The 22469-nt window shown below is 56.6% G+C and carries 20 protein-coding genes; 13 read left to right on the forward strand and 7 right to left on the reverse strand.

The window, feature by feature from the left end; all coding sequences use genetic code 11:
- The first annotated feature begins 9 nt into the window (after nt 1–9).
- The 7 genes from cysW to VXJ35_RS10550 all read left to right on the forward strand — a co-directional run bounded on the left by cysW (nt 10) and on the right by VXJ35_RS10550 (nt 8193).
- Nucleotides 10–882 (forward strand): sulfate ABC transporter permease subunit CysW, encoded by an 873-nt coding sequence (cysW, locus tag VXJ35_RS10520; protein WP_064021512.1) that lies wholly within the window; start codon nt 10–12, stop codon nt 880–882.
- Nucleotides 883–965: 83 nt separating this feature from the next.
- Nucleotides 966–2009 carry a sulfate/molybdate ABC transporter ATP-binding protein gene (locus VXJ35_RS10525; protein ID WP_064021513.1) on the forward strand — a complete coding sequence of 348 codons (1044 nt, stop codon included), beginning with the start codon at nt 966–968 and terminating at the stop codon, nt 2007–2009.
- A gap of 34 nt (nt 2010–2043) precedes the next feature.
- Nucleotides 2044–2946 (forward strand): LysR substrate-binding domain-containing protein, encoded by a 903-nt coding sequence (locus VXJ35_RS10530; RefSeq protein ID WP_064021514.1) that lies wholly within the window; start codon nt 2044–2046, stop codon nt 2944–2946.
- A gap of 79 nt (nt 2947–3025) precedes the next feature.
- Nucleotides 3026–4003, forward strand: a complete 978-nt coding sequence (gene cysK, locus VXJ35_RS10535) for a cysteine synthase A (protein WP_054761582.1) — start codon at nt 3026–3028, stop codon at nt 4001–4003.
- 2 nt (nt 4004–4005) lie between these two features.
- Complete coding sequence (gene epsC / locus VXJ35_RS10540; RefSeq protein ID WP_408953947.1) at nt 4006–4929, forward strand: serine O-acetyltransferase EpsC; 924 nt, start codon at nt 4006–4008, stop codon at nt 4927–4929.
- A gap of 557 nt (nt 4930–5486) precedes the next feature.
- Nucleotides 5487–6404 (forward strand): family 2A encapsulin nanocompartment shell protein, encoded by a 918-nt coding sequence (locus tag VXJ35_RS10545; protein WP_064021516.1) that lies wholly within the window; start codon nt 5487–5489, stop codon nt 6402–6404.
- Nucleotides 6391–8193: a family 2A encapsulin nanocompartment cargo protein cysteine desulfurase gene (locus VXJ35_RS10550; RefSeq protein WP_064021517.1), complete on the forward strand. Its 1803-nt coding sequence runs from the start codon at nt 6391–6393 to the stop codon at nt 8191–8193. Before VXJ35_RS10545 ends, VXJ35_RS10550 begins: the two co-directional genes overlap by 14 nt.
- Nucleotides 8194–8395: 202 nt before the next feature.
- On the opposite strand, the gene VXJ35_RS10555 is transcribed toward VXJ35_RS10550, so the two are convergent.
- From VXJ35_RS10555 to VXJ35_RS10565, 3 genes are all read right to left on the reverse strand, one after another.
- Complete coding sequence (locus VXJ35_RS10555) at nt 8396–8569, reverse strand: IS3 family transposase (protein ID WP_082880878.1); 174 nt, start codon at nt 8567–8569, stop codon at nt 8396–8398.
- A 292-nt stretch (nt 8570–8861) separates the two neighbouring features.
- Nucleotides 8862–9443 carry an ANTAR domain-containing response regulator gene (locus tag VXJ35_RS10560; RefSeq protein ID WP_064021519.1) on the reverse strand — a complete coding sequence of 194 codons (582 nt, stop codon included), beginning with the start codon at nt 9441–9443 and terminating at the stop codon, nt 8862–8864.
- A gap of 2 nt (nt 9444–9445) precedes the next feature.
- A complete protein-coding gene (locus VXJ35_RS10565; RefSeq protein WP_064023466.1) occupies nt 9446–10924 on the reverse strand; it encodes an MFS transporter in 1479 nt (492 codons plus the stop codon).
- Nucleotides 10925–11350: 426 nt separating this feature from the next.
- Here VXJ35_RS10565 and nirB point away from each other — a divergent pair, with 426 nt between their 5' ends.
- Genes nirB through VXJ35_RS10580 form a run of 3 tightly spaced genes read left to right on the forward strand, consistent with a single transcriptional unit; the run spans nt 11351 to nt 15145 of the window.
- Nucleotides 11351–13891: a nitrite reductase large subunit NirB gene (nirB, locus tag VXJ35_RS10570; RefSeq protein ID WP_064021520.1), complete on the forward strand. Its 2541-nt coding sequence runs from the start codon at nt 11351–11353 to the stop codon at nt 13889–13891.
- Nucleotides 13891–14223 (forward strand): nitrite reductase small subunit NirD, encoded by a 333-nt coding sequence (gene nirD / locus VXJ35_RS10575; RefSeq protein WP_054761571.1) that lies wholly within the window; start codon nt 13891–13893, stop codon nt 14221–14223. The genes nirB and nirD overlap by 1 nt, the downstream gene beginning before the upstream one ends.
- Nucleotides 14224–14227: 4 nt before the next feature.
- Nucleotides 14228–15145 carry a PhzF family phenazine biosynthesis protein gene (locus tag VXJ35_RS10580; protein WP_064021521.1) on the forward strand — a complete coding sequence of 306 codons (918 nt, stop codon included), beginning with the start codon at nt 14228–14230 and terminating at the stop codon, nt 15143–15145.
- Nucleotides 15146–15201: 56 nt separating this feature from the next.
- Here VXJ35_RS10580 and VXJ35_RS10585 read toward each other — a convergent pair whose 3' ends face one another.
- The 4 genes from VXJ35_RS10585 to VXJ35_RS10600 form a co-directional block, all read right to left on the reverse strand.
- A complete protein-coding gene (locus VXJ35_RS10585; RefSeq protein WP_064021522.1) occupies nt 15202–16932 on the reverse strand; it encodes a DEAD/DEAH box helicase in 1731 nt (576 codons plus the stop codon).
- A gap of 121 nt (nt 16933–17053) precedes the next feature.
- The gene (locus VXJ35_RS10590) at nt 17054–18028 is read right to left on the reverse strand and encodes a heme A synthase (protein WP_064021523.1); all 975 of its coding nucleotides are present in this window, start codon (nt 18026–18028) and stop codon (nt 17054–17056) included.
- A 12-nt stretch (nt 18029–18040) separates the two neighbouring features.
- Nucleotides 18041–18883: an HDOD domain-containing protein gene (locus tag VXJ35_RS10595; protein WP_064021524.1), complete on the reverse strand. Its 843-nt coding sequence runs from the start codon at nt 18881–18883 to the stop codon at nt 18041–18043.
- A 13-nt stretch (nt 18884–18896) separates the two neighbouring features.
- Nucleotides 18897–19838, reverse strand: a complete 942-nt coding sequence (locus tag VXJ35_RS10600; RefSeq protein WP_082880879.1) for a folate-binding protein YgfZ — start codon at nt 19836–19838, stop codon at nt 18897–18899.
- A gap of 87 nt (nt 19839–19925) precedes the next feature.
- On the opposite strand from VXJ35_RS10600, the gene VXJ35_RS10605 reads away from it, so the two are divergent.
- From VXJ35_RS10605 to VXJ35_RS10615, 3 genes are read left to right on the forward strand one after another with little or no spacing between them, the layout of a single operon-like run.
- Entirely contained in the window at nt 19926–20327 is a 402-nt protein-coding gene (locus tag VXJ35_RS10605; RefSeq protein WP_408953937.1) for a protein YgfX, read from the forward strand.
- A 5-nt stretch (nt 20328–20332) separates the two neighbouring features.
- Nucleotides 20333–21202, forward strand: coding sequence for an HDOD domain-containing protein (locus tag VXJ35_RS10610; protein WP_064021527.1), 870 nt, complete (start codon nt 20333–20335; stop codon nt 21200–21202).
- Nucleotides 21199–22389, forward strand: a complete 1191-nt coding sequence (locus VXJ35_RS10615; RefSeq protein ID WP_064021528.1) for a sensor domain-containing diguanylate cyclase — start codon at nt 21199–21201, stop codon at nt 22387–22389. Before VXJ35_RS10610 ends, VXJ35_RS10615 begins: the two co-directional genes overlap by 4 nt.
- The last annotated feature ends 80 nt before the right edge of the window (nt 22390–22469 follow it).

Consider the following 22469-nt stretch of genomic DNA (forward strand, 5'->3'; position numbering starts at 1 on the left):
GAGATAGGGATGAGCGCGATTTCCACATCGATAGGACAGCCGGCGCAGGCTTTGGCACTAAAAGATGCCGACTGGGTAAGGTTGGTCTTGATTGGCATCAGTCTGGCGACCATCGGCCTGTTTTTGGTATTGCCGCTGGCGACGGTATTAATCAATGCCTTCAGTAAAGGCTGGACGGCATACAGCACCAGTTTGCATCACCCGGACGCGTTGGCGGCGATGCGTCTGACGTTGCTGACCGCGGCCATCACGGTGCCGTTGACCACCGTGTTCGGCGTATCGGCGGCCTGGGCCATTGCCCGTTTCGAATTTCGCGGCAAGAGCCTGCTGGTTACGTTGATCGATCTGCCGTTTTCGGTATCGCCGGTGATCGCCGGGTTGATCTACGTGCTGATCTTCGGCTCGCAAGGCTGGTTGGGGCCGCTGTTGGCCGAACACAACATCAAGATCATCTTCGCCGTGCCCGGCATTGTGCTAGCGACCTTGTTCGTCACCTTTCCGTTCGTCGCCCGGGAATTGATCCCGTTGATGCAGGAAATCGGCCACGAGGAAGAAGAGGCCGCCTTGTCGCTGGGCGCCAGCGGTTGGCAGACCTTTTTCAAGATCACCTTGCCCAACATCAAATGGGGCTTGTTGTACGGCGTGCTGCTCTGTAACGCCAGAGCGATGGGCGAATTCGGCGCGGTGTCGGTGGTGTCCGGCCACATCCGCGGCCTGACCAACACGCTGCCGCTGCACGTCGAGGTTAGTTATAACGAATACGACTTCGTCGGCGCCTTCGCCGGCGCCTCGATCCTGGCCGGTTTGGCGATTGTGACCTTGATCTTCAAAACCCTGCTGGAATGGAAACAAAACGAAGAGCGGAAAAAGGCGAAGGAATAAATACCGCATAGGTCGGGTTGCGTGCGCAACCCGGCGCGTCGGCTTTCAAACTCTTTGCCAATTCAGACTCATAGAGGCACAAAATGAGCATCACCTTACAAAACATCAGCAAACAATTCGGCGATTTCAAAGCGCTGGACAACATCAATCTGGATATCCCGGAAGGCGAGTTGGTTGCGCTGTTGGGGCCGTCCGGCTGCGGCAAGACCACACTGCTGCGCATCATCGCCGGCCTGGAACAGGCCGACCAGGGCGAGGTTTACTTAAAAGGCGACAACGTCACCCAGCAACCGGTGAAAAACCGGCAGATCGGTTTCGTGTTCCAGCATTACGCCTTGTTTCGGCACATGACGGTGTTCGACAACATCGCATTTGGCTTGCGAGTCAAGTCGCACAAGGACCGGCCCAGCGAAGCCATCATCCGCAAGAAAGTTCACGACCTGTTGAATTTGGTGCAACTGGATTGGCTGCACGACCGCTTCCCGGACCAACTGTCCGGCGGCCAGCGTCAGCGCATCGCGTTGGCGCGGGCCTTGGCGGTCGAGCCGTCGGTATTGTTGTTGGACGAACCGTTCGGCGCGTTGGATGCCAGTGTGCGTAAGGATTTACGGCTGTGGTTGCGGCATTTGCACCACGAACTGAACGTCACCAGCATCTTCGTCACCCACGATCAGGAAGAGGCGATGGAAGTATCGAGCCAGATCGTGGTGTTGAACCACGGCAGGATCGAGCAGAAGGGCACGCCGAGCGAGATTTACGACCATCCGGCCAGCGACTTTGTCTCGCGCTTCATTGGTCAGACCAATGTGTTTAAGCTCGATGATGAAGAGCATTTCTGGCTCAAGCAAAGCGGCGTGATCGTCGACGACTCTAAAGGCATTGTCGCCCACGTCCGCCCGCACAATATCGGCGTCGAAAAGCCGGTCGATCAAGCCAAGGCGCCGGTTTATCTGAAAGATTGGCAGCATTTGGGCGGCACCATTCGGCTGGAATTGAACCGCGACGGTGCCAACGGTTCCGGCGCGACCATTTACGCCGAAATGCCGAACGAACAGTTCCGCGAGCTGGCCTTGCAGAAGGGCGACCGCGTGGCGCTGAGGATAAAGCATGCGCACTGGTTCAATTGATGGCTAGCCGGCGCAAACACAGGAGTGTCAAACCATGAATTTCAGCCAATTGGAACTGCTGCGCCTGTTGCCGGAGACCCAATTCAACCTGTCCAAGGCGGCCGATAAGGTCAATATCGTCCAATCCGCCGCCAGCCGCCATATCCAGTTGCTGGAGGAGGAGTTGGGCTCGCCGCTGCTGGAACGGCACGGCAAGAAAATCCTCGGTTTTACGCCGTTGGGCGAACGGGTGATGCAGGAAATCGAGGGCATCGATCTGGCCAAACGCAACATCCAGACCATCGCCGACGATTACCAAGCCAACCGCAACGGTGCGCTGCACATCGCCACCACGCACACCCAAGCTAAATATTTGCTGCCGGAACCGATCCGCAAATTTCGCGAGCAATTTCCCGGCGTGACGATTTACATGGTGCAGTCGTCGCCCGGCGAGATCATCGATTTGCTGTACCGGCACGAAGCCGACATCGCGATTTGTACCGAAAAAATGGAAGACAGCGAGAAACTGGCGATCAAGCCGTGCTACGAATGGAACCACGTCGCGATCGTGCCGCAGGGCCATGCGTTGGCAACCGCCAAGGTGACGCTGGAGAAACTGGCTTCGTATCCGTTATTGACCTATTCGCCCGGCTATACCGGCCGCTCGAATATCGAAAAAGCCTTCGCCAAGCAGGGGTTGGAACTGGATATCACGCTGTCGGCAGCCGACTCGGACGTAATCAAGACCTACGTCAGGCTGGGTTTGGGGGTAGGCATCATTTCCGGCGCGTCCTATGAGCCGGGCAACGACAGCGATCTGGTCTGCATCGATCTGGCGCATTTGATTCCACGCTCGATGACCAAATTGGCGTATCTTAAGCAACTGTATCTACCCACTTATTTACGTTGCTTTATCGATGAATTGTTAAATGCCGGCGTCGGCCGGCCAGCGGCTTGAGAAAGCGTGACGGACAATGAGAGGGGATTTTTTCAACGCGTTACAGGCATTCGCGCCGCTCCGGCGCAAGGATAGGAACATGGCATATTGGTACCCCGACAATTCGCAATCGATCGGCAACACGCCGCTGGTCAGACTTAACCGCATCACCGAAGGCGCGCCGGTGACCCTGCTGGCCAAAATCGAAGGCCGCAATCCCGGTTATTCGGTGAAATGCCGGATCGGCGCGGCGATGATCAACGACGCTCAACAGCGCGGCTTATTGGGGCCGGGCAAGGAAATCATCGAACCGACCAGCGGCAATACCGGCATCGCCTTGGCCTTTGTGGCCGCAGCCCGCGGCATTCCGCTGACGCTGACCATGCCGGAGACGATGAGCATCGAACGCCGCAAACTGCTGGTGGCCTACGGCGCCAAACTGGTATTGACCGAAGGCGCCAAGGGTATGAAAGGCGCAATTGCCAAAGCCGAGGAAATCGTCGCCTCCGATCCGGAACGCTACGTGCTGCTGCAACAGTTCAAGAACCCGGCCAATCCGGCAGTACATGAACAAACCACCGGTCCGGAAATCTGGCGCGACAGCGACGGCGCCATCGATATATTCGTCTCCGGCGTCGGCACCGGCGGCACCATTACCGGCGTCTCGCGCTACATCAAACTGACCCAGGGCAAGCCTATCGTATCGATTGCGGTCGAGCCGGAAGCCAGCCCGATCCTGACCCAGTTCCGCAGCGGCCAGGAACTGCAACCGGCGCCGCATAAAATCCAGGGCATCGGTGCCGGCTTCGTACCGGACATTCTGGATTTGTCGCTGGTCGACGACATCGAGCGGGTCAGCAACGACGAAGCGATCGATTTTGCCCGGCGTTTGGCGCGGGAAGAGGGGATATTGGCCGGTATTTCCTGCGGTGCTGCGGTCGCTGCCGCGGTGCGGGTGGCGAAGCGGGAAGAGAACGTCGGCAAGACCATCGTCGTGATTCTGCCGGATTCCGGCGAACGCTATTTGAGTTCGGCGTTGTTCGAAGGCTTGTTCGATGCCCAGGGAGTGGCGGTATGAGTCTGAGCGATACCGCTGGTGGCTGGGGTATCGACGCGCTGGTCGCCGAGTTGCGCGACCTGCGCGTGAAATCGCTGGAACACCGCCAGCGCCGCGAACATCCGCCGAAGTTGCCGTCGCGACGCATACTCGGGCCTATCGTCGATAATTTGGGCGCGGTGCTGTTTCCGAACCGTCTGGGCCAGGAGGATTTGAACGACGAAGGCATCGATTATTTCGTCGGTCAGACCCTGGACAGCCTGTTGCGCCAATTACATCGGCAAGTGGCATTGGAACTGCGTTTCGTGGCCGAACAAAATGGCACTTCTACCGAAGTCAAACACCAAGCCGCCGAAATTACCCGCGAGTTTGCCAAACAGTTGCCGAAAATTCGGCTGCTGATCGACAGCGATATTCAGGCCGCGTTCGAAGGCGATCCGGCCGCGCGCAGTTCGGACGAAGTATTGGTGTGTTATCCGGGTATTACCGCCGCGATCCACCACCGGGTCGCGCACGAGTTGTACCGTTTGGGGGCGCCGCTGGTGGCGCGGGTGATTGCCGAGCTGGCGCATTCCGCGACCGGCATCGACATCCATCCCGGCGCTCAAATTGCCGACAGTTTTTTTATCGACCACGGTACCGGCGTCGTCATCGGCGAGACCGCCGTGATCGGCAGCCGGGTGCGGGTCTACCAGGCCGTGACGCTGGGCGCGAAACGCTTCGAGAAAGACGACAACGGCATGCTGGTCAAAGGCAATGCCCGGCATCCTATCGTCGAGGACGATGTGGTGATTTATGCCGGCGCGACGATATTGGGTCGGATCACGATAGGTAAGGGCTCGATCATTGGCGGTAACGTCTGGTTGACCCACAGCGTGCCGCCGGGCAGCCATGTCAGCCAAGGCCAAAACCGCACCGAAGTGTTCGCCACCGGCGGCGGGATTTGAGATTTTTTACAAAAAAACGGTTTAACAGGTTGGTGAAAAACCATGTTCTGGTCACTAATTCAGATGGATCGGGCCTTTATTTAGTATAAAGATCAGCCTGTCGACACTAAATATAGACTCTATTGGTTGTAAAAAAGAGTTTTTCACCAACCTGTTAACCGAAAACTTTTTTACCGAACGCCGTTTCAAGGCGCTGCCAATAAAATTTTACGAAAAAACAACCGGATAAAATGAATTGGCGGCGTTTAACGCGTTTTCTTAATTTCGCTAAACGTTATTTTTAGATAAGCATATTCAGTAACTCGATAACGGCCACTGGTTCAGAGCCGGCGCGGCTTGACAGCCTTTCGCACAAGCCAGTATCTTGATATTAATCATCCGCTGACCGGACCACCGGAAGCCAATGAATCTCTACCGTTTTATTCACGGCCGAGGTTCATTGGCTTTTTTTTGGCCTGTAGAAAAGTAAGGGGCAAAGGCCGGTTTCCGCTGCGGCTGAAGCAAAAACAATCGCCACGGCGATTTTCAATTATCACCACACCACTTAGGGAGTTGTTATGTCGGACATTCATGAAGCCCATACCGCATTAGGCGACGTCGCCGCGCGTACCTTATCGAACGCCACCAAAACCGTGCCGATGATGGGCACGATTACGCCGCGCTGGCTGGTGCACCTGTTGCCGTGGGTGCCGGTCGAAGCGGGTATTTATCGGGTCAACAAAGTCAAAAGCGAAACCAGCATCGCCGTCGATTGTTCCAGCCTGGACGAGAAAGTGCTGCCGCAAACCTTCGTCGATTACGAAGAGTGGGGCCGCGAATACCGCCTGAATGCGGTCAACACCGTGCTGGACGTGCATACCCGCGTCGCCGACTTGTACAGCAGCCCGCATAACCAAATCCACGAGCAATTGCGGTTGACCATCGAAACCGTCAAAGAGCGCCAGGAAAGCGAGCTGATCAACAACGCCGAATACGGTCTGTTGAATAACGTCGCCGAATCGCAAAAAGTCAAAACCCGCAAAGGCTCGCCGACCCCGGACGACCTGGACGAACTGATTGCCCGGGTCTGGAAAGAGCCGGGCTTCTTCCTGGCCCATCCGCGGGCGATTGCCGCCTTCGGCCGCGAAGCCACCCGCCGCGGTACTCCGCCGCCGACCGTGTCGCTGTTCGGTTCCCAGTTCATCACCTGGCGCGGTCTGCCGCTGATCCCGACCGACAAGCTGAAAATCACCAACGGCAAGACCAATATCCTGTTGCTGCGCACCGGCGAAAGCCGCCAAGGCGTGGTCGGTTTGTACCAACCCAACCTGACCGACGAATTGAGCATGGGCCTGTCGGTCCGCTTCATGGGCATAAACCACAAAGCCATCGCCTCGTATCTGGTATCGCTGTATTGCTCGCTGGCGATCTTGACCGACGACGCAATCGGCGTGCTCGAAAACGTCGAAGTGGACAACTACTATGACTACGCCTAATCCGGATTTGGCCGCACTGGCGCAGCACGCGCTGAGCGGCGGCGCGGTGCCGGCCGGTTTGCCGGACGCCGCCGAACTGACCCGCCTGGCCAATCTGTACTACAGTGCCCCGCCGACCGGCGACGGCGCAACGGTGGACAATGTGTCTGTTTCGGCAGCGGCAGCGCCATCGTTTCATTCGGTGCCGGCCGGCTTCAACCGCCGCCCCGGCATCGACGACGGTTTCGTGCCGACGGCACCGAGTGCGGCCGCATTTGGCGAGCATTACAGCGATGCCATCGACAATGTGCCGCATTCGGCGGCTACGCTGGCTCCGGCCGCTAACGTTGCATCCGGTTTCGAGCGGCTGCCCGGTATCGACCAAAATGCGTTGTCGGGCCTGGTGTCGCGCAGCTTTGGTTTGCCCGGCGAAGCAGAACTGAAGCAAGCCTTGGCCGCCAAGCCGGGCAACTTGGTTGGTTCCAAACCGCCGGCTGCCGCGTCGTCGTTTTACTTTCTGAACGACGTATCGGCCTTGGCCAGAGCGGCGCAGATTCCCGGTCTGGGTTCGGCGCATCCTGCCTTTGACGTACACGCGGTACGCAAGGATTTTCCAATCCTGGCCGAACGCGTCAACGGCTACCCGTTGGCCTGGTTGGACAATGCTGCTACCACGCAAAAACCGCAATGTGTCATCGACCGGATTTCGGAGTTCTACCGCCACGAAAACTCCAACATCCATCGCGCGGCGCACGAGTTGGCGGCGCGGGCCACCGACGCTTACGAGGGCGCACGCGATACCGTCGCGCGCTTCATCAATGCCTCGTCGGCCGACGATATCGTGTTCGTGCGCGGTTCTACCGAAGCGATCAACCTGGTCGCGCAAAGTTGGGGCCGGCAGTTTATCGGCGAAGGCGACGAGATTGTCATTAGCTGGCTGGAACACCATGCCAACATCGTGCCTTGGCAGCAGTTGTGCCAGGAAACCGGAGCCGTGCTGCGGGTGATTCCGGTCGACGACGACGGCCAGGTGATTTTAGCCGAGTACCAAAAACTGCTGAATGGCAGAACCAAGCTGGTCTCCTTTACCCAGGTCTCCAATGCCTTGGGCACCATCACGCCGGCGGCGGAAATGATAGAACTGGCGCATCGCGCCGGCGCCAAAGTATTGCTGGACGGCGCGCAATCGGTGTCGCATTTGCGGGTGGACGTGCAAAGCCTGGATTGCGACTGGTTGGTGTTTTCCGGCCATAAAATCTTCGGCCCGACTGGGATCGGCGTGTTGTACGGCAAGCCGGAATTGCTGGCGGCTACTCAGCCCTGGCAGGGCGGCGGCAACATGATCGAAGATGTTACGTTCGAGAAAACCGTCTACCAACCGGCACCGGCCAAATTCGAAGCCGGCACCGGCAACATTGCCGATGCGGTGGGCTTGGGGGCGGCTTTGGATTACCTGAACCGGATCGGCATCGAGAACGTCGCCCGTTACGAACATGAATTGCTGGAATACGGCATGCATGTCCTGCGGGCGATACCGGGGGTGCGGCTGATCGGTACCGCGCCGGACAAAACCAGCGTGTTGTCGTTCGTGCTGGCCGGCCATAGTACCCAGGATGTGGGTAAAGCCTTGAACGACGCCGGCATCGCGGTCCGTTCCGGGCACCACTGCGCCCAGCCCATCTTGCGCCGCTTCGGTTTGGAAGCCACGGTCAGACCATCGTTGGCGTTTTACAATACTTACGACGAAATCGACCGCTTGGTCGCCGTGGTCAAACGCTTGCAATGTTCAAAAACGCATTTCAGCGGTTAACCGTGCACGGGGCCGGGGAATTGCCCCGGTTCCGCAGGCTTTGGACAATTTCCCGTGCTTCGAACCAATTTTGATGCGTCAGCACTTTTCCGGACACACAGCTAAGCAGCTTTGCGCTGGCTTTGAATTTGCGCTTGGTTTTACAGACTAGTGCTTAATTGCGTTAATTGGTGATAACTAAAATTGTTTAATAATCAAAATGTTATAATTTGTTTTCATGTCGCTTATTTATGCAATTAAGCACTAACTCTGCCTCGCGCATCAGTCGGCCGATACGGCGACGACTGACGGTTCGGTTCTGAGCGGACAAGGCGGGCTTGAGGCGGCGCGTACCGTAGGTCAAATGTGCTTTGGATCGTCTCCGATAGGGCGGCATCGTCTTTTTCGCCTGCCGTAGGGCCGCGCTTCAGCCATTGGTAATCGGCACTTCGGGATACGCCCATCAACTGGCAGATGACATCCACCGTGAATTCCTCTGCATACTGTTTGATCCAGGCGTACTTCTCGTGCGTTGTCCCTCTTACAAAGTTGAAGCCGCTTCTTCGCCTTGGAATATCAAAAACAGACTTGTTTAGAGTTTCAATAAATATCCCCCGCAAAGCCGGGGGATTTTTCATTTTTGGTTAAGGACTGTTCAATTTTTCGGCGTCATCTCGGTGCCTTTCAGGCTATTTGCTGAATAAATCCGCCATCGATATTACGTTTTTCGCCATTTCCCCGATCGGCATGTTGCGGTCCATCGCCAGTTTGCGCAGCGCGTGGTAGGCCTGGTCTTCGGTATAGCCTTGCGATTTGATCAGGATCGCTTTGGCTCTATCCAGTAATTTGCGGTCTTCGAGTTGGATTTTGGTTTTTTTCAGTTCTTCTTTCAAGGCGTGTTGCTCCTTGAAGCGGGCGATGGCGATGTCGACGATGGCTTTGATGCGTTTCGGCTCCAGGCCGTCGACGATGTAGGCGCTGACTCCGGCTTTGATGACTTTATTGATGGTGTCGGTTTGCTGGTCTTCGGCGAACATCACCACCGGCAGCGAAAAACTTTGGTTGATTTCGACGATGGTTTGCAACACCGCATCGGTCGGCGTGTACAGGTTCAATACGACCACGTCGGGATGCAACGTTTGCACGATTTGCAGCATGTTCAGCTCTTTCAGCCTGAGCGTGACCACCTCGCAGCCATGTTGGCGTAAGGCCGCTTCGAGCAGGCGCTCGCTATCGAATTCATCGACTACCAAAACGTTCAATCCGGCCATGTTCAATCCAATGCGATTTTCAGCAGCGAGCCGTCAGGCATGATTTCGGTAATGTAGTTTTTCGGTTCTTCCAGGTAATAGATCAGGCCCAGCAGTAACAAACAGCAGGCGCTCAAAATCAGGAAGAAGGCGGTTGCCGAGACGAAAGTCAGCAATATCAAAAACACGATGGCGCCGGCATTGCCGTAAGCGCCGACGATGCCGGCCACTTCGCCGGTAATGGCGCGTTTCACCAGCGGCACGAAGGCGAAAATGGCACCTTCGGCGGCTTGCATGAAAATCGAACAGACCAAAGTGACGACCACCGTCAACGCAATCGACCATTGCGGCGATATCAAGGCCATCAGCAAATAGCCGCCGGCCAGACCGGCCGAAAACAGCACCAACGACAGTTTGCGACCCATCTTGTCGCTAAGCCAGCCGCCGGCAGGGCGGGCAATCACATTGGTCACGACGAAACTGGAAGCCAGCAGGCCGGCATCCAGCATGCCCAAGCCTTGGGTTTGGTTGAAGGTTTTGTAAAAAAATATCGGCAGCATCGACAGCACCGCCAGTTTGGAACCGAAGGTCACCAAATAGGCGATGGCCAAAATGAACACTTGTTTGTAGCGGTAATGGTGAATGCTGGCGATGGGTTGGCTGAGGCGGTCGGCGTTGCTGTTGACCAGTTGGTAACAGTGGATCAGAAATAACAACCAGACCACGCTGTGCACTATCGCAGTACAACCGGAACTGAGAATCATGGTTTCCGCGGTCGACAATTTCCAGGCCAATAGCGACATTGTCGCGTACAGCGGGGCCAGGCTCAGCATGTACAAGAACAGGTCGCGAATGCTGGTAACTTCCATCGCCGCCGGCCGCCGGGTCTTCAGGGCGGCGATTTCCGGAGGAAAGTTCTCGACACTGAAGTAATAAATCACCGAATAGACCAGTGCGATGCAGCCGGTCAAGGCGATGGCGGAGCGCCAGCCGTGTTCGGCACCGAAATAAAAGGCCAGGCCGGGCAGGAATATCGCCGCGAAAGCCGAACCGAAATTGCCCCAGCCGGCGTAGATGCCCTCGGCGGTGCCGACTTGGCTGGCCGGAAACCAATCGCCGATGATCCGCACGCCGACGACAAAGCCGGCGCCGATGAAGCCCAGCAAGAAGCGCGACCAGGCCAATTCGGCGAAATTTTCGGCGCTGGCGAACATGAAGCAGGGGATGCTGCACACCGCCAGCAATACGCTATAGCTGATCTTGGCGCCGAAGCGGTCCACCAGCATGCCGGTTATGACCCGGGCCGGTATGGTCAAGGCCACGTTAAGTAATAACAGTATGTCGACCTCCGTTTCGCTGATGCCCAGATCCTGCTGGATCAATACCAATAAGGATGCATGGTTGAACCAGATGACGAAACTGATGAAAAAAGCGATCCAGCTCATATGCAGTACTTTGGCTTTGCCTTGCATGTTGAGCAACTTAAACGGGGTAAATGACATGCGGATTCCGGAGTTATCGATTCGGCATTTGCCAAGCAGCTTGTATGCCATCGTGATTCGTTCGGCTGGCAAGGGTTATGGCGGCATTGGTGCATCAATCTGGTGCAAAATGCCGCGGAATTTGCGTTATTTGAGTGCACCAAGCGGCCAGGCTCGCCGCACCAGCTACGCTAACGCCGATTTTTCAATGTCTTAAGAATTGGCATGTATTTTGTTTAGAAAATATCAAGTCTTGTCTGTAGACTTACCCCGGTGTTGAATTGGACAAAGGTGTCCTGCTTGAATGAGCGTGCTCATTCGATCAGGGCGCCTTTTTTTTTGCCGAAAAACCGGGCGGCCGGACAAGCTTGGAACCATTTGCCTTCGCCGGCCCATCGCGGGCCGGGTTGGCGTTTGCGGAATAATCTGAATCGACAGAGGCCTGAGATGAGTAACAAACAAACCCTGGTTGTGATTGGCAACGGCATGGTTGGCCAGCATTTTTTGAGCAGTTTGGCGAGCAGTGCGGCAATGGCGGACTATCGGGTGGTCACGTTTTGCGAAGAGCCGCGCCCTGCTTACGACCGCGTGCATTTATCGGAATATTTTGCCGGCAAAAGCGCCGAAGATTTGTCTCTGGTCGAGGCCGGCTTTTTCGCCGAGCACGGCATCGAAATCCATCTGGGAGACAAAGCGGTGGCGATCGACCGCGTCGCCAAGCAGGTTACGTCGGCTAAAGGCCTGACGATTGCTTACGACAAACTGGTATTGGCGACCGGTTCCTATCCGTTCGTGCCGCCGGTGCCGGGCCACGAACGCCCGCAGTGCCTGGTATACCGCACCATAGAAGATCTGGAAGCGATACAAGCGGCGGCGGCGCAATCCAAGGTCGGTGCGGTGGTCGGCGGCGGCTTGTTGGGGTTGGAAGCTGCCAAGGCCTTGAAAGACTTGGGCTTGGAAACGCATGTGATCGAATTTGCGCCGCGCTTGATGGCGGTACAGTTGGACGAAGGCGGCGGCGCGATGCTGAAACACAAAATCGAAGCGCTGGGCGTCAACGTTCATTTGAACAAGAACACCACGTTGATCGATGACGGCGTTCAGTGCCGGCACAAAATGAATTTCGCCGACGGCCAGGTATTGGAAACCGACATCGTGTTGTTTTCGGCCGGTATTCGGCCGCGCGACGAAATCGCCCGCCAATCCGGTTTGGAAGTCGGCCCGCGCGGCGGCATCGTCATCGATAACCAGTGCCGTACTTCCGACCCGGACATTTACGCGATCGGCGAATGCGCATTGTGGAACGGTCAGATTTTCGGTCTGGTTGCACCGGGCTATACCATGGCTAGAACCGTCGCCGCGGCTCTGAACGGCGACGCGGCCAGCTTTACCGGCGCCGATATGAGCACCAAACTCAAGCTGATGGGCGTCGATGTCGCCAGCATCGGCGATGCCCACGCCAGAACGCCGGGGGCGCTGGTCTACACCTACCAGAACGGTTCGGCCGAAGTCTATAAACGTTTGGTGGTCAGCCAAGATAAAAAACATCTGCTCGGTGCGGTATTGGTCGGCGATGCCGCCGGCTACGGCACTTTGTTGCAGTATTGCCTGAATGGTATCGAATTGCCGGAAAATCCGGATTCGTTGATTTTGCCGCAACGCTCCGACCAATCGGTGGGGCTGGGGCCGGATGCGTTGCCGGCGTCGGCGCAAATTTGCTCCTGCCACGACGTCAGTAAAAGCCAGGTCTGCGGCGCCATCGAAGCCGGTTGCCTGACGCTGGGCGATTTAAAAGCGCAGACCAAGGCTGCTACCGGTTGCGGCGGTTGTTCGGCGCTGTTGAAGTCGGTGTTGGACTGCGAATTGGGCAAGATGGGCGTTGCGGTTAGTACCGACCTGTGCGAGCACTTTGCCTACACCCGCCAGGATTTGTATAACCTGGTCATGGTCGGCCAAATCAAAACGTTCGACGAATTGCTGGACAAACACGGCAAGGGCTTGGGTTGCGATGTCTGTAAGCAGGCGGTCGGCTCGATTCTGGCGTCTTACTGGAACGACTATATTCTGGAAAAACCGCATATCGGCCTGCAAGATACCAACGACACTTTCCTGGCCAATATGCAGAAAGACGGCACTTATTCGGTGGTGCCGCGGATCGCCGGAGGCGAAATCACGCCGGATATGTTGATCGTGCTGGGACAGGTCGGCAAAAAATACAATCTGTATACCAAGATCACCGGCGGCCAACGCGTCGACTTTTTCGGTGCCCGCCTGGAGCAGTTGCCGGCGATCTGGAAAGAACTGACCGACGCCGGCTTCGAATCCGGCCACGCTTACGGCAAGTCGCTGCGCACCGTCAAATCCTGCGTCGGCAGCACCTGGTGCCGCTTCGGCGTCGACGACAGCGTCGGTCTGGCGATAGAACTGGAAAACCGCTACAAAGGGTTGCGGGCGCCGCACAAAATCAAATTCGCCGTATCCGGTTGCACCCGGGAATGCGCCGAGGCCCAGGGCAAGGATATCGGCGTCATCGCCACCGAGAACGGTTGGAACCTGTATGTGTGCGGCAACGGCGGCATGAAGCCGCGCCACGCCGACCTGTTAGCCACCAATCTGGACAAGGAAACCCTGATCAAATACATCGACCGGGTGTTGATCTTTTACGTGCGGACCGCGGCCCGGCTGCAACGCACTTCGGTCTGGATGGAAAACATGGAAGGCGGCCTGGAGTATTTGAAGTCGGTGGTGATCGACGACAAGCTCGGCATTGGTGCCGATCTCGAACAGCAGATGCACCATGTCGTCGACACCTACCAATGCGAATGGAAAACCACGTTGCAGGACGAGCAGCGTCTGAAACGGTTCCGCCATTTCGTCAACAGCGACCAAGCCGACGATAACGTGGTGTTCGTCGAGGAACGCGGCCAAATACGGCCGGCCAACGACTTCGAGCGTAAACATTTTAAACTGGTAGAGGAGGCCGCCTAATGAGCAGTTGGATCGATGTCTGCAGTATCGACGATTTGCAACCGGATTCCGGCATTTGCGCTTTGGTTGGCGGCCGGCAAGTCGCGATATTTTTCTTGCCGCGGCGGCAAGCGGTTTACGCGATCGGCAATTTCGACCCGTTCAGTCGCGCAAACGTGTTGTCGCGTGGCATGATAGGCGATATCGGCGGTGAGCCGATGGTGGCGTCGCCGATGTATAAGCAGCATTTTCATTTACATACCGGCGTGTGTTTCGAAGATCCCAGCGTCGCAACGCCTGCATACCGGGTCAGAATCGACCGCGGCAGGGTAGCAGTGCAGTTGCCGGAGTAAAACGATGAAATTTCGCTATTACATTGCCGACGTATTTACCCGGCAGATATTCAACGGCGCCCAAATTGCCGTGTTGCCGCAGGCTAACGGCCTCAACGCGGAAACCATGGCGGCCATCGCCAGAGAATTGAACTTGCCGGAAACGGTATTTGTGTTCCCGAACCTTAGCAGCGCTAACGGTCGGCGCATGCGGATTTTTTCGCCGTTGGGGGAGATTCAGTTCGGCGGCCATGCCATCGTCGCCGCGGCTTACGTGTTGGCCGAGTGCGGCGATATCGCACTGACCGATCCGTTGACGTCGTTGTTGCTGGAACAAAACGTCGGCGTGATCGAAGCCAATATATCCAGCGTCGGCGGCAAACCGACCTTGGTTCAGTTCAGCCGGCGGGTCAGCGCCGTAGTCGACCGTTTCGCGCCGCGCGACGAGGAACTGGCCCAGTTCCTGGGTTTGCAGATTGCCGAGCTGGACCATAAAAAATATACGCCGCGTCTGGTTTCCTGCGGTTTTCCGTATTTGGTGGTGCCGGTGTGGAATTACGAATCGGTGCGCAAGGCTCGTTTCAATTACGCGGCCTGGAGCCAATCCAGCGCGCCGCAGACCGCGGCGCAGGAGATATTGTTGTTTGCGCCGAAATCGCCGAACCCCGAAGCCGATTTCACGTTGCGGCTGTTGGGGCCCAACATCGGCATGCACGAAGATCCTCCGGTCGGCAGTGCCACGCCGGCATTTTGCAGCTATCTATGTTCCTTCGAACACACGCGCAAGGGTACCCATGTGTTTGCGGTCGAGCGCGGCCACCACGCCGGCCGCCGCAGTTTGATTCAATTGGAAATGGACAACAAGCAGCAGGAGTATCTGACGATTCGGGTCGGCGGACAGGCGGCGATATTTGCCGAAGGCAGTATCGATTTGCCGGAATGAGGTCCGGCGACGGCAGTTGCGGCCGGCGCGATTCGCGCCGGCGTTATTTGCGGGGATTATTCGCGGTTTTTACTGCGTTTCGAAGTTGAACCGACGCGCTTTTTGCTTTTGTCTTTCTTGACCAACGCCGCGTCGAAACGGGAAATGTTCAGCGGTTTGCCGGCGACGCGTACCTTCTTCAACGCCTGAAACAGATCTTTGGGCATGCCGGCCGGCAGTTCCACGGTGCTGTAATGCTCCTCGATTTTAATGCGGGCGATATGGTCGCCGTCGATGCCGGTCTCGTTGGCAATGGCGCCGACGATATTACCGGGTTTGACGCCGTCGGAGCGGCCGACCTCGATCCGGAACATTTCCATTTCCACTGCACCGACCCTGCCTTTTTCCCGGCGCGGGCCGCGTTCGCCGCGCTCGGTTTGCGGCTTGGTTTCCGCATCCTTGCGCGGCTTTTTGCCGCTGTCTTTCAACAACAACGGCGTATCGCCTTGCAACAGTCTGGCCAGTGCGGCGGCGATGTCCATGGCCGGAACGTTATGTTCGACCTGGTATTGGTTAATCAATTGCGTATAAAAACTCAGCTCTTCGCCGGCCAGGGTGTCGGTGATGCGCTGTTTGAATTTGTTGATCCTGGCGTTGTTGATGAACTCGGTCGACGGTAGCTGCATCTCCTCGACTTTCTGTTTGGTGGCCTGTTCGATGTTGGCCAACAGGCGTTTTTCCCGCGGCGACACGAACAGGATCGCGTCGCCGGTGCGGCCGGCGCGGCCGGTGCGGCCGATACGGTGAATATAGGATTCGGTGTCGTAGGGAATGTCGTAGTTGACGACATGGGTAATGCGGTCGACGTCCAAGCCGCGGGCGGCAACGTCGGTGGCGATCAGAATATCCAGCTTGCCGCTCTTCAGATTGTCGATGGCGCGTTCGCGCAGCGCTTGCGACATGTCGCCGTTGATCGCCGATGCGGAAAAGCCGCGCGCTTCCAGTTTCTCGGCGACTTCGATGGTTGCCGTTTTGGTGCGGACGAAAATGATCATGCCGTCGAAGTTTTCCGCTTCCAGGATTCGGGTCAACGCATCCATCTTGTGCAGGCCGCTGACGAACCAGTAACGCTGGCGGATATTGGCCGCCGTGGCGGTTTTGACCTTGATCGTGACCTGTTCCGGGTTAGTCAGGTATTGCTGGGCGATTTTACGGATCTCGCTCGGCATCGTCGCCGAGAACAGCGCGGTCTGCCGGGTCGGTGGGGTTTGTTCCAGGATCCACTCGACGTCGTCGATGAAGCCCATCCGCAGCATTTCGTCGGCTTCGTCCAGTACCAGGGTTTGCAACTGGTCCAGTTTCAATGTGCCGCGGCGCATGTGGTCCATGACCCGGCCCGGCGTACCGACGATGACGTGCGCGCCCCGGTTCAGTTGGCGCAACTGGCTGGTGTAGTCCTGGCCGCCGTATATCGGCAATACGTGGAAGCCTTTGATGTGGGCGGCGTAGCATTGAAAGGCCTCGGCCACCTGGATGGCCAACTCGCGGGTCGGCGCCAACACCAGCGCTTGCGGGTCTTTTTGCTTGATGTCGATGCGGTTCAGAATGGGTAGCGCGAACGCGGCGGTTTTGCCGGTGCCGGTTTGGGCCTGGCCCAGTACGTCGCGGCCGGCCATCACGAACGGAATGATTTGGGCTTGGATCGGGGAGGGGGTTTCGTAACCGACGCTTTCCAGCGCTTTTAAAATGGGATCGGCAAGGTTCAGATCTTTAAAAGAAGGCGTGGTTGCGGAGGGCGTATCGGACATTAAAAATACCTGTAGATGAAAAGAGAACGGCCGGCCGGGAAGCGAGCCATGGCCGGCATTGTAACGCAGTTCGGTTGAATATTTCTTAACTTATTGATAATAACAGAAAAAAATCGATAGGCTATGCGGCCCGGTTTGCCGAATAAGTCAGGCAGATAAACAGGAAAAACTGGGCGCCAAAAATCAGGTTGGCCATCAACAGGTGTACCGGTTGGGCGAAGGCCGGAAAACCTAACCGGTCCAGACTGACTCCGGCCAGGATAGCCGTCACGATCAAACCGGCCAATACATAGCCTAGGCGCAATAACAGACTGCCTGGGGCGGCCTGCTCGCGGATTTTCCAAACCAGCCACAGGTTGGTGAACAGAATGATCGATGAAAACGAGCGGTGCACGTAAAAGATGATCGGAAAACTATCGCGCCAGTATTGGCGTTCGATGTAGCTGTGCTCGTGGGCGATGTAGTCGACCGCTTCGCGTACCTGGGTACCCATTGCGATTTGCAATAAGGTCATGCCCATCGCAACTTTCAACACCGTCGCGAAGCGCGGCGTCAGCCAATGGCTATCCACGGCTTGGAGCAAAGGTTTCTGCGAGCGGGCGATGGCATAAATCAGCAGCGCGACGATGCCCAGGGCCAGCAACATGTGCAGGGTAATCATCAGCGGTTTCAGATTGCTAGCCACCACCGCCGAGCCGAGCCAGCCTTGAAAACCGACCAATAAAAATACCGACAGTGCCAGGTAGAAAATGGTCTTGTCGGCTTTCAAATAAATGCGCGAAGACCAGGCTGTCAGGAAAATCAAGCAACCTATCGTCACGCCGACCAAGCGGTTGGTATATTCGGTCCAGGTTTTCACCGGATTGAACGAGGTATTTTCGTAACCGCGCGCGGCGTAAATTTCATGGTAATTGGCCGGCAATTGCGATTCGTCGGTGGGCGGCACCCATTGGCCGAAGCAGGTCGGCCAGTCCGGGCAGCCCATGCCGGCACCGGAGGCGCGGACGATGCCGCCGACCAGAATCACGAAATAAACGGCAAATATGGTCAAAGCGCCTAAGCGGCGGAAACGGGCGGCAGCCTGGTCGTCTATCATGGTGGTACTACGTTATAGAAACATGGATTGGGCGAGTTCGATTTCTTCCGAAACGCCTTCGATTTCCAATATCTCGGCATCGGCTTGCAGGCCCAATTTGGCAAAGGCCGGGACTGTATTCCAATCGACCCGGCAGGCGGGGTGGTCGGTGCCGGCGATGCTTTGCAGAAAGGCGACTTGCACCAGATCGACATAATCGGCTTGCGGGCCGGCATCGCGTTGAAAATCGACGTATTCCGACGGCACCAATTTCAATTCTTCCGGAAAATTCCAGGTGTTCATGATGATTTTGCCGACGTGCGGATGGGCTTTTTCCAAAAGTTTGTCGAGCCGGGAAGGGCTGTCGCGGAATTCCGGAATCTTTTCCACCAAGGTCAATATCGGTAACTTGCCGATCTGGTGGATCAGGCCCGCCAGCATGGCCTCGTCGGCATTCAAATGCGGTACGAAAGCGCTCAGGGCGCGGGCGATCGCAGAGACGTTGACGCCTTGTTCCCAAGTCTTGCGGAAATAGGTTTCCAGCAACGCGCTGGTCGGCGTGAACATTTGCTGCATAATCAAACTGGTGATCAGGGTGCGGATCGTGTTGTTGCCGAGCCGGGTCACCGCCATTTGGATGTTTTTGATCTCCACCGCGCCGCGGTACAGCGGACTGTTGGAGACCTGGATCAAGCGCGCCGAGATCGCAGCGTCGGTGGCAATGATTTCGGCCAAGCTTTGCGCAGTGGCGTCGCCGTTACTGACCGCGTCTCTGACTTTGATTGCCACGTCCGGCAGCGTCGGCAATACCAGGCGGTTGGCGTCCAATTCCTCTTGTACGTGAACCAGAAAGTCTTGAACCGATTTGAATTGCATGAATGAGTTTCCGTTATTGAGCTGAAACCAGCGTCAGTTGTGCGTGGTTATCGCCGTCAAGTATAAGGTTTTTTGGCATGCCATCAACTATTTGCAGGACTAGCAACAAGCGCGTGCTGCCTGCCCAGGCCGCCGCCGCCAGCACGGTGCCGGCCACTTCGCATTCCAAGTCCCGCACGGTCGAACCCGGCTGCGGTAGCCCGGCGCCCGAGTAATCGGCGACAAACAATGCCCGTTTTACTTTGCCCAGATAATGGGTGCGCGCCACGATTTCCTGGCCGGTGTAACAGCCTTTGTTGAAACTGATGCCGCCGAGCCGGTCCAGATTCAGCATCTGCGGAATATGCTGTTCCGATTGTTCCGGACCGAACCAAGGTAAGCCGGAGTCGATGTCGCGGTAACGCCATTCGGCCAAGGAACCGCGTGCAACACCCTGCTGCTCGGTCAATGCCGCCATTTTTTCGGCTGCCTGGCTTTCCGGCAAAAGCCATAAAAACCGGGGTGCAGCAGGTAATTTGATCACCGGTTCGGGAGACAAGGCCACGCCAAAATCGGTTTGTGCCGACTCCAGGCCGGCGGTCGGGCCGACGCAGCCGCTTATGCCGCAAATCGTCAACCGCTTATCCTGCGCCAATTGCACTTTGGCACGCAGTACGTATCTGCGCAATTTATCGGCTACTGTATCTCTTAGCTCGCTGGGTAATATCAGCACAAATCCCAGCTGCGTTTTTACAACCAATAGCGTGCTGATGACTCGGCCCTTGGCATTGCAAAGAGCGGCTATGCTGGAGTGAGAGTCGCTCAGCTCATCGATGTTGCAGGTCAATTGGCCTTGCAAAAAAACGGCAGCATCGGTGCCGGTCACTTCGATGGCGGCCAACCCGGTGTCGCCGTATATTTTTTCGGGAATATTCGCGTGTTCTGCCGCCAAGGCTGGCATAGAGTCTACAATCATAACGCTGTCAAAACCATTATCGATCCGGTTAGTTTACCCTAGCTGGAACAAGGCGACCGGTTTGTGTACAAAAATATCGAGCAGAGCGTGGATTTTAGTTTAGGCGTTTCCAGACGACGCCGCTGGTGTGTTAGTTTTTCGCACCTATCGGCCTTGGCCGGATGCTGGTTCAATGCAATGCCGCTCGGTTACCGGTCAGTTCTAATTGTGCTGGTTTGTTTGAGTTGGGTTGCGGCAGTCCTGGCCGAAAATAGATCGGCTATAGTTTTACGCTACAGTCAGCAGCGGGGATGGTCGGTTCAGCAAGGCCGCGGCGATTTCCAGCCGATCCGTTTGCGGCATACGTCGGTTGTTAGCCGGATGTTGGTGGCGCTACATTGGCTGGGCGAAAACGATATCCGCGGCGCGCTGGTGGTGTTTCCGGATATGCTGCAGCCCGACCAGTTTCGCAGGCTGTTGGTCTGTTTGAAAATTACTGAAATTGGCTAAGACGCATGAACGGAAACGCCCAGACCATCCCTTTTCAGGTCGGTTCATTGAAGAACCTGCCGGCATTACCCGAGGCCAGTGTCCGAATACTGGCTGCCGTCAACACGCCCGATATCTCGATAGACAAGTTGACTTCGGTTCTGGCGCTGTCGCCGGGTCTGGTGGCCCGGCTATTGGGCTTGGCGAATTCGGCTTATTTCGCCCGAGGCGCGGTGGTCAGCGACTTGCGTACCGCCATTTTTCAGGTGCTGGGTTTGGATTTGGTCAAATCGCTGGCTTTGGGAATAGTGTTTAACGTGCAATTCGACACCCGCAAATGCCAGCAATTCGACACCGAGCGGTTTTGGAGCGAATCGTTATTGACCGCGATTGCGGCGCAAAGACTGGCAGCGGACTGTCGGCAGCTACAAGCCTTCTCCGCATCTACGGTTTACACCAGCGGCCTGTTGCTGAATATCGGCTTGCTGGCGCTGGGCTTTCTGTTGCCCGACCAGATAAATGGTATTTTGGTCAAATGCAATGCTTCGGGGATGGCGGTCGGTGGCGAAATCGCCCGGCAACTCGGGCATAGCCATTACCAACTTGGCTACGTGCTGCTGAACAAGTGGCAATTGCCGACAGTATACCAATCAGTGCTTCACAACTACCGGCAACTCGACTTCTCCGGTCCCGAGCGGCCTTTGCTGGTTTTGCTCAGGTTATCCCGCCAACTGAGCGCCGGTATCGCTTCCGGCACGCCGATCGACCAAGCCGCGATCGATGCAGCTTGCTATGAGTTGGAATTGGCTGTAGAGATGGTCGAAAACACTGTCGAGTGGCTGGGTGAAAACAAACCGGCGTTGGATAGTTTAGCCGGCATCATGGGGGGGCGATGAATCCGCAAACGCCCAACGCCAGCTTCGGGCAACCTGGTGGCGTGCACGATCTGGTTATCGATTTGTTCAATGCGTTGTCGGCGATAAAACAGTTGTCGGAACTCGATTGCCAGGTCGACGACGAGGCGAAATTGGTAAAACAGGCGCTGGCCAGCTTGATTCAATACCAGGACATGGAGCGTTGTTCGTTCTTCATGCTGGATGATGCCGGCATGCTGACCAACCTGACCGGAATCAGCGTGGAAGAGTCGCCGCAATCGGCCGCAGTCCGCGATAAACCGTTAACGTTCAAGGTTGGCGAAGGCGTGATCGGTACCGCGGCAGCCAGCGGCGAGTTGCAGCACTGCCGCAATTGCGCGGAAGACCCGCGTTTCGAAAAAACGGCGGCTGCGGCCTTGCCCGGATCCTTAATCAGCGTACCGGTTTTTACTCTGAACCGGCATCTGATCGGTGTCTTGAACGTATCGCACCCGCAACCGTTCTATTTCACCGATTGGCATATCCGTTTGCTGGAAGTCTACAAAAATATCCTCGGCCAATTAATCACCACCAGGCGCTTGGTTCGGCAAATGGAGCGGCAAATCGCGTCGAGGACGGCGGAGCTGGAAACGCTGGTCGCCGAAACCAATCAGTTGAAAGAGCATTTCGCCAGCATGTCGATGCACGACCAATTGACCGGTCTGCACAACCGGCGATTTTTTTACGACCAAGTCGAAATCGCGATTGCCCAGCACGCGCGTTACCACACCAGCCTCTGCCTGTTGGTACTGGATATCGATCATTTTAAAGTCATCAACGACCGCTTCGGCCACTTGTTCGGCGACCAGGTTCTGGTCGGCGTGGCTTCCGCGTTGAAGCGGCAAGTTAGGAGCACCGATATTCTGGTGCGTTTCGGCGGCGAGGAATTCGTGCTGATTTTTACCAACACCCCCTGCGATAACGGTAAGGCGTTCGGCGAACGGATTCGCCAGGAGATCAGTAAGTTGGAATGGAACGTCGGCGGCGAAAAGGTCAATGTCACATTGAGTATCGGTCTTTTTTGCCTGAACGCAGACGCCTGTCCCGGTAGTCTGGCGCCGGACATCGACGAAATGATCAACTGTGCCGATACGGCGCTCTACCAGGCCAAAGCCAATGGCCGCGACCAATTGGTCGTATTCGAAGACCAGAGATTGCGCGGCGATTAACGTTGTCGGCTCAAATCGGTTGTTCTGCGCCATCATCGATTCTAAAATCGGAGCGACTGTCATCAAAGTGGGGAGCGGCG

This window comes from Methylomonas sp. DH-1, assembly GCF_046097555.1.
Taxonomy (GTDB): Bacteria; Pseudomonadota; Gammaproteobacteria; order Methylococcales; family Methylomonadaceae; genus Methylomonas; species Methylomonas koyamae.

Coding starts and splice junctions, on each gene's coding strand:
- VXJ35_RS10610 (WP_064021527.1), top strand. CDS start 20,333: ATGAACGGAAACGCCCAGACCATCCCTTTTCAGGTCGGTTCATTGAAG.
- VXJ35_RS10600 (WP_082880879.1), bottom strand. CDS start 19,838: ATGATTGTAGACTCTATGCCAGCCTTGGCGGCAGAACACGCGAATATT.
- cysW (WP_064021512.1), top strand. CDS start 10: ATGAGCGCGATTTCCACATCGATAGGACAGCCGGCGCAGGCTTTGGCA.
- VXJ35_RS10555 (WP_082880878.1), bottom strand. CDS start 8,569: ATGCCGCCCTATCGGAGACGATCCAAAGCACATTTGACCTACGGTACG.
- nirD (WP_054761571.1), top strand. CDS start 13,891: ATGAGCAGTTGGATCGATGTCTGCAGTATCGACGATTTGCAACCGGAT.
- VXJ35_RS10615 (WP_064021528.1), top strand. CDS start 21,199: ATGAATCCGCAAACGCCCAACGCCAGCTTCGGGCAACCTGGTGGCGTG.
- VXJ35_RS10590 (WP_064021523.1), bottom strand. CDS start 18,028: ATGATAGACGACCAGGCTGCCGCCCGTTTCCGCCGCTTAGGCGCTTTG.
- VXJ35_RS10530 (WP_064021514.1), top strand. CDS start 2,044: ATGAATTTCAGCCAATTGGAACTGCTGCGCCTGTTGCCGGAGACCCAA.
- cysK (WP_054761582.1), top strand. CDS start 3,026: ATGGCATATTGGTACCCCGACAATTCGCAATCGATCGGCAACACGCCG.
- VXJ35_RS10550 (WP_064021517.1), top strand. CDS start 6,391: ATGACTACGCCTAATCCGGATTTGGCCGCACTGGCGCAGCACGCGCTG.
- nirB (WP_064021520.1), top strand. CDS start 11,351: ATGAGTAACAAACAAACCCTGGTTGTGATTGGCAACGGCATGGTTGGC.
- VXJ35_RS10560 (WP_064021519.1), bottom strand. CDS start 9,443: ATGGCCGGATTGAACGTTTTGGTAGTCGATGAATTCGATAGCGAGCGC.
- VXJ35_RS10545 (WP_064021516.1), top strand. CDS start 5,487: ATGTCGGACATTCATGAAGCCCATACCGCATTAGGCGACGTCGCCGCG.
- VXJ35_RS10580 (WP_064021521.1), top strand. CDS start 14,228: ATGAAATTTCGCTATTACATTGCCGACGTATTTACCCGGCAGATATTC.
- VXJ35_RS10585 (WP_064021522.1), bottom strand. CDS start 16,932: ATGTCCGATACGCCCTCCGCAACCACGCCTTCTTTTAAAGATCTGAAC.
- VXJ35_RS10595 (WP_064021524.1), bottom strand. CDS start 18,883: ATGCAATTCAAATCGGTTCAAGACTTTCTGGTTCACGTACAAGAGGAA.
- VXJ35_RS10565 (WP_064023466.1), bottom strand. CDS start 10,924: ATGTCATTTACCCCGTTTAAGTTGCTCAACATGCAAGGCAAAGCCAAA.
- VXJ35_RS10525 (WP_064021513.1), top strand. CDS start 966: ATGAGCATCACCTTACAAAACATCAGCAAACAATTCGGCGATTTCAAA.